Source organism: Catenulispora sp. GP43, from assembly GCF_041260665.1.
Classification (GTDB): domain Bacteria; phylum Actinomycetota; class Actinomycetes; order Streptomycetales; family Catenulisporaceae; genus Catenulispora.
Genome location: NZ_JBGCCT010000047.1, coordinates 18,238 through 35,646 on the forward strand (window position 1 = coordinate 18,238; position 17,409 = coordinate 35,646).

Below are 17,409 nucleotides of genomic sequence, written 5' to 3' on the forward strand. Positions count from 1 at the left end.
GAACAGCAGTTGCTGGGATCCTGGTTTAGCGGTCCGGCACCCCGAACCCAAGTAGCCGGACTGCCAGCTCCGTCACCGACGTTACCTCGGGCCCCGCCCAACCGACAGCGCGTTCCGATGCATCGTGATCAGCCCAGTCGTTCGGTCGGAACAGAATCGCCTTCATGCCGACGCGCGCAGACCCAGCGATCTCATCGCCGCCACCATCACCGATGTACAAGCACTCCTCCTCCGCGACCTCAAGCCGCCGGGCCGCCGCTCTAAACAGAGCCGGATCGGGCTTCCGGGTGTGCTCTCGGCAAGAAAAGACCGCTGCATCGACCAATGTCGCGATTGGGAGCGCGTCCCAGATCGACGGCAACTCGATGCCGCAGTCGGTCACGAGGCCGATCCTGAGGCCGGCCTTCCTGAGCTGAGAGAGCCCATCAACCACGTCATCTCGGACGGCACAGACGGAGACGTAGCTCGTCAGCCGCTCGGCGACAGCTTGCCTAAGACTCTCCTTTGACGGACTGTAGCCGGCGTTTTCGGCAACCCGTTCGAAGAACGCAGCAAGGTCGTCGTCAACACCAAGCACGCGGTCGGAGTACGCGACGTCAACCGCCCGGATCCAGTCCGTACGTGGAATCCCGAGCAAGTCCGCCGTAGCGTGCTTCTCCGCATCCCGCAGGCTCTTAGGCCGACTCGGCGTCAAGGTACCGAAGAAATCGAAAACCGCAGCGCGGACACGATGCATGGCACAGAGCGTACGGCACTTAAGGCTCCAATGGCCGATCGCCAGCTCGTAAGGCGCTTGCATCTACGAAACACGGAGGACGTCCCGGATCTCGTGGAACTTGGATAGTGGTCCCCACCGACATTCGCTAAGTGGTAGATCGGGTGGAACACCACATTCAATCCGATATGCGGGGGACCGCCGTGAAGAAGGCCGTACCCAACCTGCGCCTGGTCGCCGATGCCGACACGGCAAGCGGGCCTGCGGAACTGCCCCTCGAGCTGCCTGGGGTATTCAGCGACATCGCCGCCGTGGCCCGAACGACCTGCTGGCGATGAGCATGGCCGCCGGGGTGACAGGCGATGTTAGACGCCGAGGTCGAGCAGCTGGTCAGGCCCCGTGGCAAGCACGACGCCGGGCGCATTGCGGTGCTTCACGGCCGCAAGCGCGGCTCGGTCGAGTTGGGCAACCGGCCGGTTCAGGTCACCCGGCCGCTGGTGCGCAGCGTCGACGGCGCCGAGGTCCAGCTCCAGCCCTACAAGCCGTTCGCTGCCGAAGACCAGCTCTCGGCGGTCATCATGGAGAAGATGTTGGCCGGGGTAGCGACCAGGCGGCATGCCTGCACGCTGGAGCCGGTCGGCACCAGGGTGGGGACACGGCGAAGTCCACGTGCTGGTCAGCGGCCTCCCACCGGTTCGTCGCGGCGACAAAGACCGCGCTGGCTGAGTTGCTGGCCGCTGACCGTCCCGGGCTGGACATCAAGGTCCTCATGATCGGCGGGGTGCACATCGGCGACCACTGCATGGTCGTGGCGCGCCCGGGATCGGCGCTGACGGCACCAAGACCCGACTGGTCCTGTGGAAAAACGCTGCGGAGAGCACCGCCGTGGTGAAGTCGCTGCTGGCAGATTTGGTCGAGCGCGGGGTGTCCGCCGGGGGCAGGCTGCTGCCCTCGTTGACGGCGGCAAGGCACCGTCCGCCGGGCTCGCCAGCAGTGAGCCGGGCAGCGGATTGTGGACCTTTGGCTTATGGCGCTAGCGCTCATAGAGCTGTGGCTGATCCACGAATCTGTTAGGTATCGAGGCGTCCGGCGGCGCGAAGGAGCCGTGGAGGGCGGCCGTTGTTAACCATCTGATGCAATAACGCGAAGCCCTCATTCTTGCTGATGAGAGTCTTGTTGACCGCAGCTTCTATAAGATTGCCCGTTGTGCGCGTGGTGATGCCATTTCGACTCGCATAGCGCAATGATTCGAGGTCGTCTGAGATCCACCATGACCCGGCGTATTCGTGCCAGGTGAGGATCACGTGGCAGGTCTGGGCCTCTCCGAGGTGCCTGAGCGGCTGGTGCAGGGTGCCGCCGAAGACTGCGCGGCGCGCTCGTTCGATCTGCAGGATGTCGTCGGGATCGGTGATCTCAATCGGTTCGCCGAGCAGGTGCCCGTTGGCGAGGTCACCGAGCGCGGGGACGAAACGCGCAGACATCGACGACTCGTTCGCGACCGCATCGGTCCAGCGACCGAGGCCCTCTAGGAGGGATTCGAGTAGATCAAGGCGGTTTACCGCACCGAAGTTACACAGAACCGTGTTGTCCGGAAAAAGGAATCTGGTCATCTGGCCTCGGGCGCTCCCTCGGTCGATTCGAGTTCGTGCCTGAGTTCATCCACATCCCGGTCCAGCAGATTAGCGTACGGACGCAGTGTCGCCGCGCCAGCCTCGTATGCCGAATAGCAGTCCTGCGCGAGCAACCGCGGGACGCGTGGAGCTGCGGCTTCGACCACGTGCTGGGCAAAGCGTGTGCCGAATCCGGCGAGTCGCGCGGCCTCTGCGCTGGTCGTCCGCTTGAATCGGTCGCAGGACCCTGCATCGATCAGCCGCAGCTTGAGCAATCGGTATGCCAGCGTCGAGGGACTGACACCGAATTCGCACACCATCTCCGCAAATGACCGCTCTGTCAATGCTGCCTGGCCTACGGCGGATCGAATGCGTGCCTCAGGCATCAGGAACTCAGACGCGAAGGCGTTAGCACGCATCTCACTCGGTTCCCGCGCCCGGTCACGATCGTAGACATCGGGGTCGACGTGAATTTCCTGGTCGTCTCCGGCGAGTAGGTGGCCGAGTTCGTGCGCGAGGGTGAACCTCTGCCGGGTCGGCGTCCGCGATGTGGCGAGGACGATCAATTTGACGTCCGGGGTACAGGCAGCCAGACCGTCGAACCCGGCGCCCAGCTCGACAATGGTCACGTCCGCCCCGAAAACATCTTCAATCGCGGTAGCCAGTGTGCCCGTATCGACCGTGTCCCCCGCCCCCTGCATCCGTGCCCGTGCCTGAACAGCGAGAACGCGTCCTTGTTCGTCGTATCTGCCCTTGGCAACCGTGACGACGGACTGCCATGTCCGGCCATAGCCGAGCGCAGTCATATCGCTTCGCAGTGCACTGTATCGCTCGGCGGCTGCGAGGGCAGCCTCCGCGCTGCCTCCGGTCCCGCGTGCGGCTGTGGCCGCCAGGGGTGACTGCTCGCCAGTGATGAGCCAGTCCACGGTGACGTCGCACTCTTCGGCGATTCGGGCGAGGTCGAGGGAGGAGAACCGGCGCGTGCCGGTGATCGATTTGGAGAATTTGGACTCGTCGAGCCCGATGCGCCGGGCGAACTCGCGGCGTGTCGCACCGGACGCTGCTACGAGGTCGAGTACGCGTTCGGAGAGACTGGGCATGAGAGCAGCCTAGCGACCGCCTTGCGAAAATCGCAAGGCTGCTGGAGGATGAAGCCTCGGGCAGCGATGAGGGGAGATTCCGTGACAGCCGCGGCGGAAGCCACGCAGGACACCACAGGCGGGATGCCGCCTGTGCCGGAACCGGGGCAGATCGTCACCGTGCGAGGCGCGACCTGGGCGGTGGCCGATGTGCGCCGGCAAGGACTCCCGCGCAGCCCCGCCGACGAGGCACAGCCAGGTCTGTCACACACAGTGAGCCTTCAGTCCCTTGCAGAAGACCGTCTGGGGCAGGAGCTGACAGTCGTGTGGGAGCTGGAGGTGGGGCACACGGTGGCGCCGGACCAAGGGCTACCGCAACGCGTCAGCCCCGACTCCTTCGACGATCCGAACACCCTTGCCGCCTTCGTCGATGCCGTCCGCTGGGGAGCGGTGACCTCTGCCGACGCGAATTCCTACCAGGCTCCGTTCCGCAGCGGCGCGAACGTCGAGGCCTACCAGCTTGAGCCGCTACGCCGAGCGCTCCAGTCATCACGGACAAACCTGCTGCTCGCGGATGATGTCGGGCTCGGCAAGACAATCGAGGCCGGCTTGGTCGTCCAGGAGCTGCTTCTGCGTCATCGCGCTCGCTCGGTGGTGATCGTCTGCCCCCCGAGCCTGGCCCGCAAGTGGCAGGACGAGATGCTCGAGAAATTCGGCCTCGACTTCGTCGTCGTGAACAGTGAGTTGCTCGCTCGGGTCCGCCGGACCCACGGCCTGGCGGCGAACCCGTTCCGACTCTACCCGCGGGTGATCGTGAGCATGGCGTGGCTGCCGTCGCTGCGTGCCCAGCGGCTGTTGCGCGACGTCTTCGCCGATGTCGCGGACACCGCTTCGGCTCGGCGTTTCGCCTTCGACATACTCGTCGTCGACGAGGCTCATCACGTCGCCCCTGCCAGCCCGAACACGGCTCCAGGTCAACGCGGCTATGCGGTGGACAGCCAGCGCACAATCGCCACAAAGGCGCTCGCGGACAAGTGCGAGCACCGGCTCTTCCTCAGTGCCACCCCACATAACGGTTACACGGAGTCATTTACCGCGCTTATGGCGATGATCGACGGCCGGCGGTTCAGCCGTGGTGCGAACCTCGACGAGCGGGCACTGGGCGATGTGGCCATCCGGCGCCTCAAGACCGACCTGCCGGACAAAGGTTTCCAGCCCCGCGAACTGCACACCATTCCGTTCACGCCCGGAAACAGCGAACAGACACAGTTCGAGCTGCTACATCGCATCCTGACCGACAGCGCCGAAGCGAACGGGACGAAGAACTCCGGCGGCATGGCCGGGATGCTTCTAAAGAAGCGATTCCTGTCGAGTCCCTGGTCGTTCGCCCGCACCCTGGAGTTGTACAAGGATGCGCCCGAAACCGGGTACCAGCCGCGTTTGGACGACGATGAGGACTACTACGCCGAGGTCCTGGGCAGCGGCCAGTCCGACGAGGAAGAGGGCGATGTCGAGCACCCAGAGTTCACCGCGCTGCGGCAGAGCAAAGCCACCGATCCATTGATCACTGCGCCGACCGGCGCAATTGAGAAGCTCATCGACTGGGGCTCGGGGTTCGAGCACAGAGCCGACGCAAAGTTGGAGGCTTTGATCGCCTTCTTGGACGGCGTGTGCCGGCCCGATGGGGAGATCTGGACCCGTGAGCGCGTCGTCGTCTTCACGGAATACGCCGCCACTCTCGACTGGATCGCTGGTGTATTGATCCAGCGCGGCTACCGTGACGTGCTTGCGACGATCCAAGGCAGCACGCACTCCGACGACCGAGAGCTGATCCGCTCGCAATTCACCGCCGATCCGGCCAAACACCCGGTGCGGGTGTTGCTCGCGACCGACTCGGCCGGCGAAGGTATCGACTTGCAGACCTACTGCTTCCGGCTGGTCAACTTCGATATTCCGTTCAATCCATCGCGGCTGGAACAGCGCATCGGCCGGATCGACCGGTACGGGCAGCCGAACCCCCCGCAGATCTATAGCTTCTCGGTCGTCGACAACGCTTCTCAATATGCGAAGGATCTGAAGGCCCTGGTGGAGCGGGTCGTCGTGAAGATCGGAACTGTTGGGGACGACCTTGGGTCTGTCAACGAGGTTGTAGACAACGATGTGCGTAGCTACTTCGTCCCGTCTGCAGCCGGCCGCAAGACCAAGCCTGCCCCAGCGGACTCTAACGAGAGCGGCAACGCGGTCATCACCCGCGTGCTCGCCGGTGGGTTGGCGCTCAACCGCCAACTCACCGAATTATCGCGCAACTACGCCGAGCGCAAGAGCGAGATGCACCTGACCGCTTTCAACGCGCGACGCGTCGTGGAAACCGCGCTCGAGCTAACGGCTCAACCTCCACTTATTGCGGACGACTCCTTCGCGGAAGACACCGACGCGCCTGTCTACCGTATTCCCGGGCTGAGCGCAGCCTGGCAACCGGCGTTGCGTGGCCTGGATACACGTCTGGAACCGGGCGTCCCCCGGCCCATAACCTTCGACGACGCAGTCGACCTGAACTCCAATGAGCTGGTGTACATCCACCTGGGTCACGCGCTCATGCAGCGTTCCACCCGAATCCTGCGCAGCGCGCTTTTCGACGTCGACGCCAGCGTCAACAGGGTGACCGCCGTCGTGGCGGAGGGGCTACCGGAATCGTGCGTGGCCGCGGTCTCACGCCTGGTCCTCGTCGGACGCGGCGGCCTGCGTCTACACGAAGAGGTTTTCCTCACTGGGATCCGGCTGCACGGCAATGCCATGGCCGAAGCCAAGGTTGAAGCGGTGCTCGACGAAACCCTCGACGCGCAGAATCTGGACCTCGCCGGTCGCGATGTCCGGAAGGCAGTCACCGAAATGTGGAATGCCCCGGACTCCCGGCTACGCAATCGACTGCTGACTGCAATGTCACGCAAGGCCGACAGCCGTCAGCAGCAGGTCACCGAGGCGCTGGAAGCCCGGCGCGATGCGGACGTCACCCGCGTGCAGGAGATCTTCGCAGCGTTCCGCACCAACCTGCGTGAATCCAGGGAACGCTTGAACCAAGAGATCCTCTCGCAGGAAGAAATGCTGTTCACCGATGACCAGCAGGCGCAGCGGCGGCGTGACTTGCGCGCGATCGAAGACCGGCTGGTCGGCCTCGGCGATGAGGAGCAACGCGAGATCGCCGCGATTCGTGAGCGCTACCGGGATATCCGGCCGCACGTCTCGGCGGCGGCCATCGTCTTCGCCATCACACCGGCTGACGCCGAGAGCGGAAGGGTCAAGGCATGACCGCGAGTCGCTACGGCGGTCGGCGCACACCTCCAACGGGTACCCAACTGCACCGCAACTGGCTCGAACTCGTCGATCGCGACGGCCCGTTCATCGCGGTACCGGCGCTCAAGCGGGTCTGGCCGCAGGGCATGCCGCAGCCGAAGGATGCCACCCTCGCGGTGCTGAAGGATTCGAAAGCCGCCTTCGAGAAGGCCTGGGAGCGGTGGGACCGCGGACGTACTGAGAACGCGACATCGAGCGACGAACAGGCTGTGGCTGCACAGCTCGATCATTACCGTCAGGAACGCGACCGCTGGGTGGAAACCGTCCTGCGAGATGTGTTCGAGTGGGGTGAGTACTACACGACGGCCGTGTCGGTTGATCCCGTGCACTCGCCGGACCACTCGGTAACAGTATCCCCGACGGGTGCGCTGAGGCGCGGTGATGAGACTCCGGTGCTGGTACTCGTCGTGGATCCGGTGGATTCGCTGCGTGAACCGCTCACCGACGGCTGGGCCACCACGCCGATCGACCGTACTGAGGAACTCCTGCGTACCAACGGTGTGCCGATCGGGGTGGTGACCGACGGCCGGTGGTGGGCAATCGTCAGCGCACGCCAGGAGACGGTGGCGGCCTCCGGGATCGTCGACGCGCAGACCTGGATCGAGGAACCGCAGACCCGCAACGCCTTCATCGAGCTGCTTCACGTACGCCGTCTGCTCGGCGGAAAGCCAAAGGATCGACTGACCGAATTGTTCGGCGAATCGGTAGCCGCTGCCGAGGAGATCACCGAGGCACTTGGCACCCAGGTGCGCCGGGCAGTGGAACTCCTTGTGCAAGCGCTGTCCGAGGCAGGGCTCGAAGCCCGTCGAGCGGGTGCTGCAGACCCACTGCCCGAGGAGCGCGGGCAGGTGTACGAGGCCGCGGTCACCATCATGATGCGGGTGGTGTTCCTTCTTTTCGCCGAGGAACGAGGCCTCCTGCCGACTAGCCAAGCGTTCGTCAGCGGATACGGCATCAGTGAGGAGCTCGACACGCTCGACGCGCGGGCGCGGGAGGAGGGCGCAGAATCGCTGGACGCCACCCATCTGACCTGGCACCGGCTGCTCGCCACCTCGTGCGCGCTGTACGCCGGCGCGAGCTTCGAGGACATCCGGATACCATCGTATGGCGGGTCGCTGTTCGATCCCATCCGGTTCCCGTTTCTCGACGCACGCAGTGCGCAGGGTCCGCTTGTCATCACGGTCTCTGACCGGGTGATGCTCGAAATGCTGCGCGCTGTGCAGATCGCGAAGCTGAAGGGACAGTCCGCGCGAATCTCGTTTCGTGACATCGATGTCGAGCAGATCGGCTATATCTACGAAGGGTTGCTCGGCTACACCTGTAAGAACGTCGATGACGAGACCGGTGTGGTGCTCGGACTGATCGGCAAGGAAGGCGAGGAACCGGAGATCCCGCTCGCCGAGGTCGAGCGGCTTGGGCACCTGCACGCGGGGACCGATGCGTTAGCGGAAGCGATCCGCGAATGGGTCAAGAACCACCAGCCCGCGGCCACCGCCTCGACGAAGGCCGCGTTGGCCAAAGCGCTCAGGGACGTCGGCGCAGTCGAGGACGCCGAGCGCGCCCTCCGCGCGATCACAAGCCCCGACGAGGAGGAGCTTCGCGACCGGTTGCGCCCCTTCGTCGGCATCATCCGGCGCGATCTCCGAGGCCGGCTGACGGTCGTGCGCCCGGGTGGCGTGCTCGTTGCCGAGTCGCCGTCCCGATCGTCGGCCGGCGCGCACTATACGCCTCAATGGCTGGCGAAGGAGGTCGTGCAGCACACGCTCCAACCGCTGGTATACAAGCCGGGGCCGTACGACCGCCCAGAGGACGAGGGCTGGGTGCCGGTGTCCTGGGATCAGATCCTGGAGCTCAAAGTCGCGGACATCGCCTGCGGGTCGGGCGCCTTTCTGGTCGCCGCGGCACGCTATCTAGCCGAGCGCCTTGTCGAAGCTTGGCAACGGGACGGCGTGTCGATAGGGACGCCTCAGGAGCAGCATACGCATGCGATGCGGACCGTCGTGGCGAACTGTCTGTATGGTGCGGACATCAACGGTATGGCCGTGGAGATGTGCAAGCTGTCGTTGTGGCTCGTCTCGCTGGACGCGAAGCTGCCTTTCTCGTTCGTGGACGACAAGATTCTGCACGGCAATTCGCTGCTGGGCCTCACGGACCGAAGGCAGCTGGAGTACCAGCACATTGCCCCGCTCCCCTCGATGAAGCAGACGTTGGACCAGTTGGACGTCGAGTCGACGTTGCGTCGCGCCACTGCAATGCGCCGTCAGTTGACGAGCGAGGTTGACGACGCCGACCCGCAACGTTCCGCGACGGCCAAACGGCGGTTGTGGCGGGATTATCAACAGCTGGTGGGTCGCCTGAACGAGGTCGGGGACGCGGTGATCGCGGCCGGGCTTCGGAGCGAGAAGGACAACGGCAAGCCAGGGAAGAAGCTGAAGGAAGCATACGAAATCCTGAGCTATGCGACCGGACTCGCCTACGCCGACGCGGATCCGAAGCGAGCGATGCTCGACGAAATCCTCAAGAAAGGCCTAACGCCCCAGGTAGAGACGGACTACGAACGTTGGCAGCCGCTGCACTGGATTCTGATGGTGCCGGATGTCATGGAGCGCGGCGGATTCGATGCGATCATCGGCAATCCGCCGTTCCTAGGTGGGCAGAAGCTCACCGGAGCAATGGGAACGAATATCCGAGACTGGTATCTGAACGTGCTGGCCAGCGGGAAGAAGGGTAGTGCCGACCTGGTCGCCTACTTTTTTCTGCGGGCGTTGTCCCTCCTCAACGAACGAGGAAACATCGGGTTGATCGGGACGAACACCCTTTGGCAGGGTGACACACGCGAGGTCGGACTGGATCAGATGGAGCGCGACGGGTTCACGATCATGCGAGCTATCCAAAGCCGGTCCTGGTCGGCGGCCGGAGCTAGCGTGGAATACGCGGCCGTATGGGGCAGTCGACGCAAGGTTGCTGATATCGCCCCACGCGTAGCTGACGACATGAACTGCCGGGCAATTACGACGCTGCTGGAGCCCGCCGGTCGCGTCGAGGGCAAGCCGAAGCGTCTGGCCGAAAACACAAAGAAGACATTCCAGGGATGTAATATCTTGGGTATGGGCTTCGTGTTGGAACCGGAAGAGGCCGCAGCCTGGATCAGTGAGGACTTCAAGAATAGTGAGGTCCTGTTCCCGTATCTCAACGGTGAGGACCTCAACTCCCGACCTGATACGTCCGGCTCACGCTGGGTCATCGACTTCAACGACCGAACTCGAGAAGCAGCCCAGACTTACGCCTTGCCATACGAGCGCGTTTTGGAACGAGTTCTACCAGAGCGAGCCCGCAACAAGGTCAAGCAACGCCGCGAAATCTGGTGGCAATTTACGCGTAACGCACCAGAGATGCGGAAGGCAATTGCCCGGTTGGACGAGGTGCTGGTGATCGCTCGCGTTAGCAAGACCGTAATGCCATTGCGGGTCCGAACCGGCCAGGTGTTTCACGAGAAGCTCGTGGTATTCGCAACCGATTCGTTCAGCGATCAAGCGCTCTTGTCATCCGGGTTGCACCAGATGTGGGCGATCAAATATGGAACGACGATGCGGGTTGATCCGACCTATACTTCGTCCGGCATTTTCGAGACCTTCCCGCGTCCGGCCGGTACTGAGCGTCTCGCCGAGCTGGGCCATGAACTCGACACTGTGCGCCGTGAGATCATGCTGCGCCGTGGCCTCGGCTTGACCAAGCTCTACAACCTCATCAACGACTACAGCACACCAGATTCCACCGACGCCGATGTCGCTCGCCTACGCGCCATCCACGTCGAGCTCGACCAGGCCGTCATGGCTGCCTACGGCTGGTCCGATGTCCCCTTGGATCATGGCTTCCACACCTACCGGCAGATGACCCGCTGGACCGTCAGCCCGGAAGCCCGTGTCGAAATCTTCGACCGGTTACTGGAGGAAAATCACCGCCGCGCGGCCGCTCAGGGCGACGTGGTCTTCGACGATGACGCCGACCCCGAGGACGAGGGGGCTGACGAATGACCCAGCCGGCGCAGCAGCGTCAGTACCAGCTCGCCTCCGAACCGGACGGTCGTTCCGTCACCGTTCGCAAGAATCTGGTCGACATTCTCGAGCGCGAACTCCTCGGCCCAGCAAACGGCCCGGAGGAAGTACTCGAAGGCGCACCGGATGTGGCCTATCTCATCGGCCGGATCGCTCCCTTCCGACTCGAATCGCCGCGCACCCGGACGGAGGCTCCGAGCTCCGCCGACGAGCCAGATGCCGCTACCGACGTCGGCGACGCACTCGACGCTTATGAGGGCCGTGGAGTCCCGATGACAGCCGTCGACGACAGCAGCCCGGGCTCCGAGGACGATGAAGTGGAGGACAGCCCACAGCAGCGTGGCTTGATGATGCCGGCATCGATGGGGCTCCGCTGCCAGATCGCCGACGACGTCACCGCCTTCACAGTCACGTCCTCCTGGGGCCGCTACGAGAGCTTCAAGGAGCCTGATCGTGCCAAAGGCGCCGATGGCGAAAACGAGAAGACCGCCGCTGCGGGAACCCGGCGCTACAAGCGCACCCCCATTGAGATCACGACACCGATCGTCATCGCCGACCTCGATCCCCGGCAGACCACCACGATCCAGCTCCTCGACACGGTCGTCTTGCGCGTCGACCGCTACGACGACCCGAACAATGCCAGAAAGCTGATCGAGATCGCTTTGTGCAACGACCGCGTGTCACCGCGCAAGATTCCGGTCGATGCGTGGCTCTACCAGGCGAAGCTGCACGTCACGGCCGACGGCGAACCCGCGTTCGTGCCGGTGAGCGACCGGCTCACCGACACCCGGCCTGAGCGTGACGACGAGCTGCGTCGCCTGCGCCTGCAATACCGGGATCGGCTTGAGTTCGCGGTGGGCCGCACCTGCTCGGTGGACTGGAAAGTGGAGTCCCCCGACGACCGCCGCGCAGTCGCGGTCTGGACGACCTGGCTACCCACCGCTGAGACTCCGCAGACCACAGCGGAGGAGATCGGAGCTGCGTTGCTCGACATGCGCGCGCTGGCCGAGGCAAGCCGCGAAGAGCTACGCGCGGGCCTGGCCCCGATCGTCGACGAGTACACGAGCTGGCTCGACATCCAGGGTGCGCGTGCTGAAGGGCTCCCGGACCACCTTCGCGAGGATGCAGCCGAACTCGTCGCGGAGGCACGTAGAGTGCAGCATCAGCTTGCCGAGGGGCTGGATCACCTGTTGTCCGATGACGAGGCGCTGCGCTGCTTCCGATTCATGAACCGGGTCATGGCTGATCAGCGTGTTCAGACGCAGGTCGCGCGAATGCGTGCGAATGATCCCAGCCTGAGCTACGAATCAGCTCGGGACAAGGTTCTCGGCCAGGGGCCAAAGGCGCACTCATGGTTCACGTTCCAGCTCGCCTTCGTCCTGATGCAGCTGCCGATGCTCTCAGATCCCAGCCTGCCTCGCCGTTCCGGAACAGACCCGAAGGCGCAACTGCTGTTCTTCCCGACTGGCGGCGGCAAGACTGAGGCCTACCTTGGTCTGGCCGCATACACCTTCGCAATCCGCCGCCGTCAAGGCATCATCAATACGCCGGACGGCCCGCTCGACGGCGGCGCCGGGACGGCCGTTCTCATGCGGTACACATTGCGCCTGCTCACGGCTCAACAGTTCCAGCGTGCGACCGCACTGGTCTGTGCGGCGGAGCTCGCCCGCTTGGAGGACGAGGCAACCTGGGGTCGTGAGCCGTTCCGTATCGGTCTCTGGGTGGGTACGGATGTCAGTCCCAAGCGCTTCGACGAGGCGGACCAACAGCTTGCCCGTGCCAACAAGAGCGGCGGAAGCTCCAGGCTGACAGTTCTACAGCTCAACCGTTGTCCCTGGTGCGGCACACCGATCGGAGCACGGGATGTGAAGCCGATTGCGGAGAATCGCCGCGTGTTTGTGTACTGCGGTGATGATCTCGCCGAATGCCCCTTTGCCGAGGGCGGCACCGTTTCCGAAGGTCTTCCCGTACTTACCGTGGACGAGGAGATCTACCGGCTCGCGCCGGCTTTCCTGATCGCCACCGTCGACAAATTCGCCCGGCTGGCCCGCGAAGGCGAGGCCGCTTCCGTGTTCGGTCACGTCGCACGGCGTTGCGAACGCCACGGATTCGTCCATCCCGACTACCCGCAGTGCGATATCAAGGTCGGGAACAAGCATCCGGCGAAGTCCGGCCTGCCTGCAGCGGCAGTGCGGCAGTCCGCAAGGCTGCGTCCGCCAGATTTGATCATCCAAGATGAGCTCCACCTCATCAGCGGAGCGCTCGGGACCACCGTCGGGCTGTTCGAGGTGGCGGTCGACGCGATGGCGGCATGGCAGGATGCCAGCGGAAAGCCGGTGCTGCCACTGCTGGTCGCCTCCACAGCCACCGCGCGCAATGCCGCCGATCAGGTCAAGGCCTTGTACGGACGGGACATCACCATCTTCCCGCCGCAGGTGCTGGATGCCGGTGCGACGTTCTTCTCGAAGGAGCAGCCGATCGATGCCGGTCATCCGGGTCGCCGCTACATCGGCATTTCAACGACCGGCGTACGTCTGACAACCGCCGAGATCCGCATCGCGGAGGTTCTGATGGCCGCCGGACAATTGTTGCTCGACCGGTCTGGAGACGCAGCCGACCCTTACATGACGCTCGTCGGATACTTCAGCGCGACCCGCGAATTGGCGGGCATGGCCCGGTTCCTCGGCGATGACGTGCAGACCGCGCTGCGCAAGCGTCGGCCGTGGTCGCTTCTGCCAGGACGGACCGGAACAAACTTCGGATCGCTGCACGTTGCCGAGCTGACGTCGCGAGTGTCGAGTTCCGATATAACCGGCACGCTCGATCAGATGGCCGTCCCCTTCGACGTCATGTATGACTCGAGCTCGGGGAAGCGTCAACTGGCACAAGACCGGGCTGCCGGACGGAAAGTGAAGGAGCGTGACGTCGCACCGTTCGACGCCGTTCTCGCCACATCGATGCTCCAGGTCGGCGTAGACGTCTCGCGTCTCGGCCTGATGCTGGTGGTTGGCCAGCCGAAGAACACCGCCGAGTACATTCAGGCCTCGTCCCGCGTCGGACGTGATGCAGAGCGGCCCGGTCTCGTCGTATCGCTCGGCAACTGGGCCAGGCCTCGGGACCTGGCACATTACGAGCAGTTCCGGCACTACCACGAGACGTTCTACGCCCAGGTCGAGGCGTTGTCGGTCACGCCATTCTCGGCGACCTCGATGGATCGCGGGCTTGACGGCGTGTTCGTCAGTTCCGCTCGTGTGCTTCAAGCCTCGCGCGACGATGGTCTGTCCCCCGAGGCTGGCGCGGCCAAGATCGGGTCAGAACGCGACTTCGCGGTCTCACTGATCGACACTCTGACCGAGCGCGTGCTCCGCGCCTCTAACGAAGTCGCGGCGAGATCCGCGCGCAATCGGTTGTCGAACCGGCTGGACCAGTGGGAGAAGCGTCGCGCCCACCTTGCCGACCGCCGCAAGTCGTTGGTCTACGAGCGAGTCACGGACGACACCCGGTTCGACGCGCTGATGATGAGCGCCGAGAACGCGCGGTCCCGGTCCGGGACGCGCGACGCGCCACCCTTCGTGGTCGCCAACTCCATGCGTGAGGTGCAGCCCGAAATTAACCTGCTGGTGAGCCCTATCAAAGACAACCTCGTCTATATCGCACCGCCGGGAGCACCACGGTGGACACCGCCTCAGGAGAACGCGTGACCGCCGCCGAGCCCGAACCCAGATACGTATACGATCCCGCGAACGCGGTCGACCCTTTGGGGGACGCCGAACTCGAGGTCAAGAACGCAGCAAAGCTCAACCGCGCGAAGGTCGGTTCCGCACGTCCGTCATCGTTGCTCTATACCTACGGCCCGGGCTCGATCATGGACCTGCCGCAGTTCACGATCATGCCGACCGGACTGGACGACTGGGATCGAATCTGGCGGCGGCGCGATGGCATCCCGCAGATCAGGGCGCCACGGCTGCGTGACGTCGTCGCCAAGCTCCTGCGATCTCGGGACGTTCAGCTGCGACCGCATCCGTGGCAGCCCAAGAAGTCCAGCATCTCTACCGAGGGAAACGATCTCGGCGTGCCAGCCCGGATCTTTCCACAGTGGCTACGCTGCACAGGCTGCGACATGCTCGGCACGCTTTCGCAATTCGCCTACACGAACACCCATCCGTTCCGCAGCGATCTTGCTCGTTTTGAACACGAGAGATGCACCGGCCGAGCGGGAAGCCGCTCCCGCAGGCCGGCGCGGCGGGCTGCGGTGCCCGCACGCTATCTCCTGGCTTGTGTCGACGGTCACCTCGACGAGTTTCCCTATGAAGAGTGGGTTCATCATTGGCGGCCCTGTTCAGAGGCAAGCGTCCCGACACTCAAGATGGTTGACCGCACCACGGGCAAAGGCGCCTCGGCGATCATCAAATGTGAGTCTTGCGACGCTAGCAGGCCGATGAACGAAGCCCAGGGCGAAGCCGGGCAAGCCAAGCTCCCGCTCTGCCGGGGACGGCATCCGCATCTTGATGCGTTCGAGCCCAAAGGCTGCCGCAAAAGGGCCAAACTGATATTGATCGGCGCATCGAACCTATGGTTTGCGGCGACGCAATCGATCATCGTAATGCCGGAATCCGAGCAGGAGACCCTCGACGAACTCGCCGCCCGCATCCGCGCGGCACTCGGCGACAAGCTGGGCAAGTACTCCGACGATCTGGAGACACTCCGTGACGTACTCGACGGCAAGGTGGATGTGACGGCGTACTCCGATGAGGCGCTTGAGCAAGCTGTCCACGCCGCGCTCGTTCCGGAGGAATCGGCTGAAACGGTTGAGAAATGGGTGAAGACGTGGGATCCGGTGGATTTGCTCGTTCCTGAGTGGACGTATCTTCAGAAAGACCCGCTCAATGCACAACATCAGGATGAGGTCAGCGGGCTTACCCTGACCTTGCGTAAGCGCGGTGCCAACCTGGCACCAGAAGTCACGAGAGTGCTGGCGGTGGACCGCTTGCGCAAGGTTAACGCGCTGGTCGGCTTCACCAGGATCGACGCAATGGACCGAGTCGGCGACCTGCCGCGGCGTCTGGTTCCGCTGGCCCGCGCACCACGACCGGCATGGACGGTCGCCACCGAGGACCACGGCGAGGGTATCTATCTCCAACTGGACGAGTCAGCTGTCGCCAGGTGGGAGACACGGGTTGAATCCGCCGCCATCTGGACCGCTCATCGCGACGCGCACAAGCGCAACTTCGATCGCCGTTTCTCAGAGACCGCGGAGGACGTAGACCCTGATACGCGGCTTCGTCCGCCACGCTATTGGCTCATCCATACGCTCGCACACGTCCTCATCCGAGAACTTGCGATGTCCTGCGGATACTCGGCTGCGAGTCTGAGCGAACGGCTTTATGCATGGCAGGGCTCAGAGGCGCGAGGACCCGCTGCCGGATTGTTGATCTGCACCACGGCATCAGACAGTGATGGCACGCTGGGCGGCTTGGTCAGCGGCAGCGAACCTGATCGCTTCGAACAGGTGGTCGCCGACGCGCTTTTTCGGGCCACCCGATGTTCTTCGGACCCGATCTGCGCGATGCGTACGCCGCAGGACCCGGAAGATTTCCTACACGGAGCCGCATGCCACTGCTGCGTCATGGCCTCCGAAACTTCCTGCGAGCGTTCTAATAGATTCCTGGACCGTAGGTTCCTTGTTGATCTGCCGGGAGGGAATGGCCTTGGCTTCTTCGGATCAGGCGGTTGACCAGGCAGCGGCGCGTGAGCTCGGGCGGATCCTGACCGGGACCGCGGCCGCCCGCATGGCTGACCGCCTGGCCGAGGGCGACACTCTGACTGGCGCACTCCGTGTGCTCGGACAGGCGGAACGAGCGCTGGTCCGTCCGTTGCTGGCCAAGGTCTCGACGCCGGCGCGGATCGCCGTGCTCCGAGCCATAGAAGGCGCCCTTTCGACACCAAGCATGGCGACGCCAATATGGACGATGCCGGGCCCGCTTGGTCGCAGCGGCCCGCTTACATCGTCTGTAGCGCACATCGTGGACGGAGCCCGTCAATCCATCACGTGCTCGACGTTCAACTTCCAGCCGACCTCGCAACTCTGGCAGGTGCTGGCGGACGCGTCTAAGCGCGCGGGGATGCAGGTCCGGGTCTACATCGATACCGGGGCAACTGGGATTAATGCCCCGGCCGCGGAAGTGATAGCGGCCCAGCTTCGTCCGGCGATCGTCTTGCGGACTAAGGAATTTGACGGCGCCATTATCCGCAACCATGCCAAGTTCCTTGCCATCGATCACAGGTTCCTCCTGGTGACCAGCGCCAACTTCTCGTGGAGCGCCGAGCGCCACAACGTCGAGTTCGGTGTACTCGTCGACGATCGGGCACTGACCGAAGCTGTCGAACGGGAATTACGCTCCGTCGAACCATTGCTCTATGAGAGGGTGATGTGGCGCGACTCCTCCGCCACTTGATCACGGATCGTTTCGAGGAAACCTAGCCGTGTCCCTCTTCCCGATGCCAGCGATATCTGAAACGCCCGTTGAGTTCGGGTACCGCCCGAGAACCGATGTCAATGGACAGTGGAAGATTGTCGTCCGCTGACAAACCGACGTACC

9 protein-coding genes are annotated in these 17,409 nt (G+C 63.9%); 5 read left to right on the forward strand and 4 right to left on the reverse strand.

The features are described 5' to 3' along the window. Nucleotides 1–25 precede the first annotated feature (25 nt). The 4 genes from ABH926_RS50170 to ABH926_RS50185 all read right to left on the reverse strand — a co-directional run bounded on the left by ABH926_RS50170 (nt 26) and on the right by ABH926_RS50185 (nt 3,425). Entirely contained in the window at nt 26–736 is a 711-nt protein-coding gene (locus ABH926_RS50170) for an HAD family hydrolase (protein ID WP_370374508.1), read from the reverse strand. Nucleotides 737–1,080: 344 nt separating this feature from the next. Next, nucleotides 1,081–1,332 carry a hypothetical protein gene (locus ABH926_RS50175; RefSeq protein ID WP_370374509.1) on the reverse strand — a complete coding sequence of 84 codons (252 nt, stop codon included), beginning with the start codon at nt 1,330–1,332 and terminating at the stop codon, nt 1,081–1,083. A gap of 453 nt (nt 1,333–1,785) precedes the next feature. Then, nucleotides 1,786–2,325, reverse strand: a complete 540-nt coding sequence (locus tag ABH926_RS50180; RefSeq protein WP_370374510.1) for a hypothetical protein — start codon at nt 2,323–2,325, stop codon at nt 1,786–1,788. Further along, nucleotides 2,322–3,425, reverse strand: a complete 1,104-nt coding sequence (locus ABH926_RS50185) for a helix-turn-helix domain-containing protein (RefSeq protein ID WP_370374511.1) — start codon at nt 3,423–3,425, stop codon at nt 2,322–2,324. The genes ABH926_RS50180 and ABH926_RS50185 overlap by 4 nt, the downstream gene beginning before the upstream one ends. 66 nt (nt 3,426–3,491) lie before the next feature. On the opposite strand from ABH926_RS50185, the gene drmD reads away from it, so the two are divergent. The 5 genes from drmD to drmC are packed head-to-tail and all read left to right on the forward strand — an operon-like array spanning nt 3,492 to nt 17,265. Continuing rightward, nucleotides 3,492–6,710, forward strand: coding sequence for a DISARM system SNF2-like helicase DrmD (gene drmD, locus ABH926_RS50190; RefSeq protein WP_370374526.1), 3,219 nt, complete (start codon nt 3,492–3,494; stop codon nt 6,708–6,710). Continuing rightward, complete coding sequence (locus tag ABH926_RS50195; RefSeq protein WP_370374512.1) at nt 6,707–10,789, forward strand: DNA methyltransferase; 4,083 nt, start codon at nt 6,707–6,709, stop codon at nt 10,787–10,789. The genes drmD and ABH926_RS50195 overlap by 4 nt, the downstream gene beginning before the upstream one ends. After that, on the forward strand, nt 10,786–14,511 hold the full coding sequence (drmA, locus tag ABH926_RS50200; RefSeq protein ID WP_370374513.1) for a DISARM system helicase DrmA: 3,726 nt from the start codon (nt 10,786–10,788) through the stop codon (nt 14,509–14,511). The genes ABH926_RS50195 and drmA overlap by 4 nt, the downstream gene beginning before the upstream one ends. After that, entirely contained in the window at nt 14,508–16,544 is a 2,037-nt protein-coding gene (gene drmB, locus ABH926_RS50205; RefSeq protein ID WP_370374514.1) for a DrmB family protein, read from the forward strand. Before drmA ends, drmB begins: the two co-directional genes overlap by 4 nt. Then, nucleotides 16,519–17,265, forward strand: coding sequence for a DISARM system phospholipase D-like protein DrmC (drmC, locus tag ABH926_RS50210; protein WP_370374515.1), 747 nt, complete (start codon nt 16,519–16,521; stop codon nt 17,263–17,265). The genes drmB and drmC overlap by 26 nt, the downstream gene beginning before the upstream one ends. The last annotated feature ends 144 nt before the right edge of the window (nt 17,266–17,409 follow it).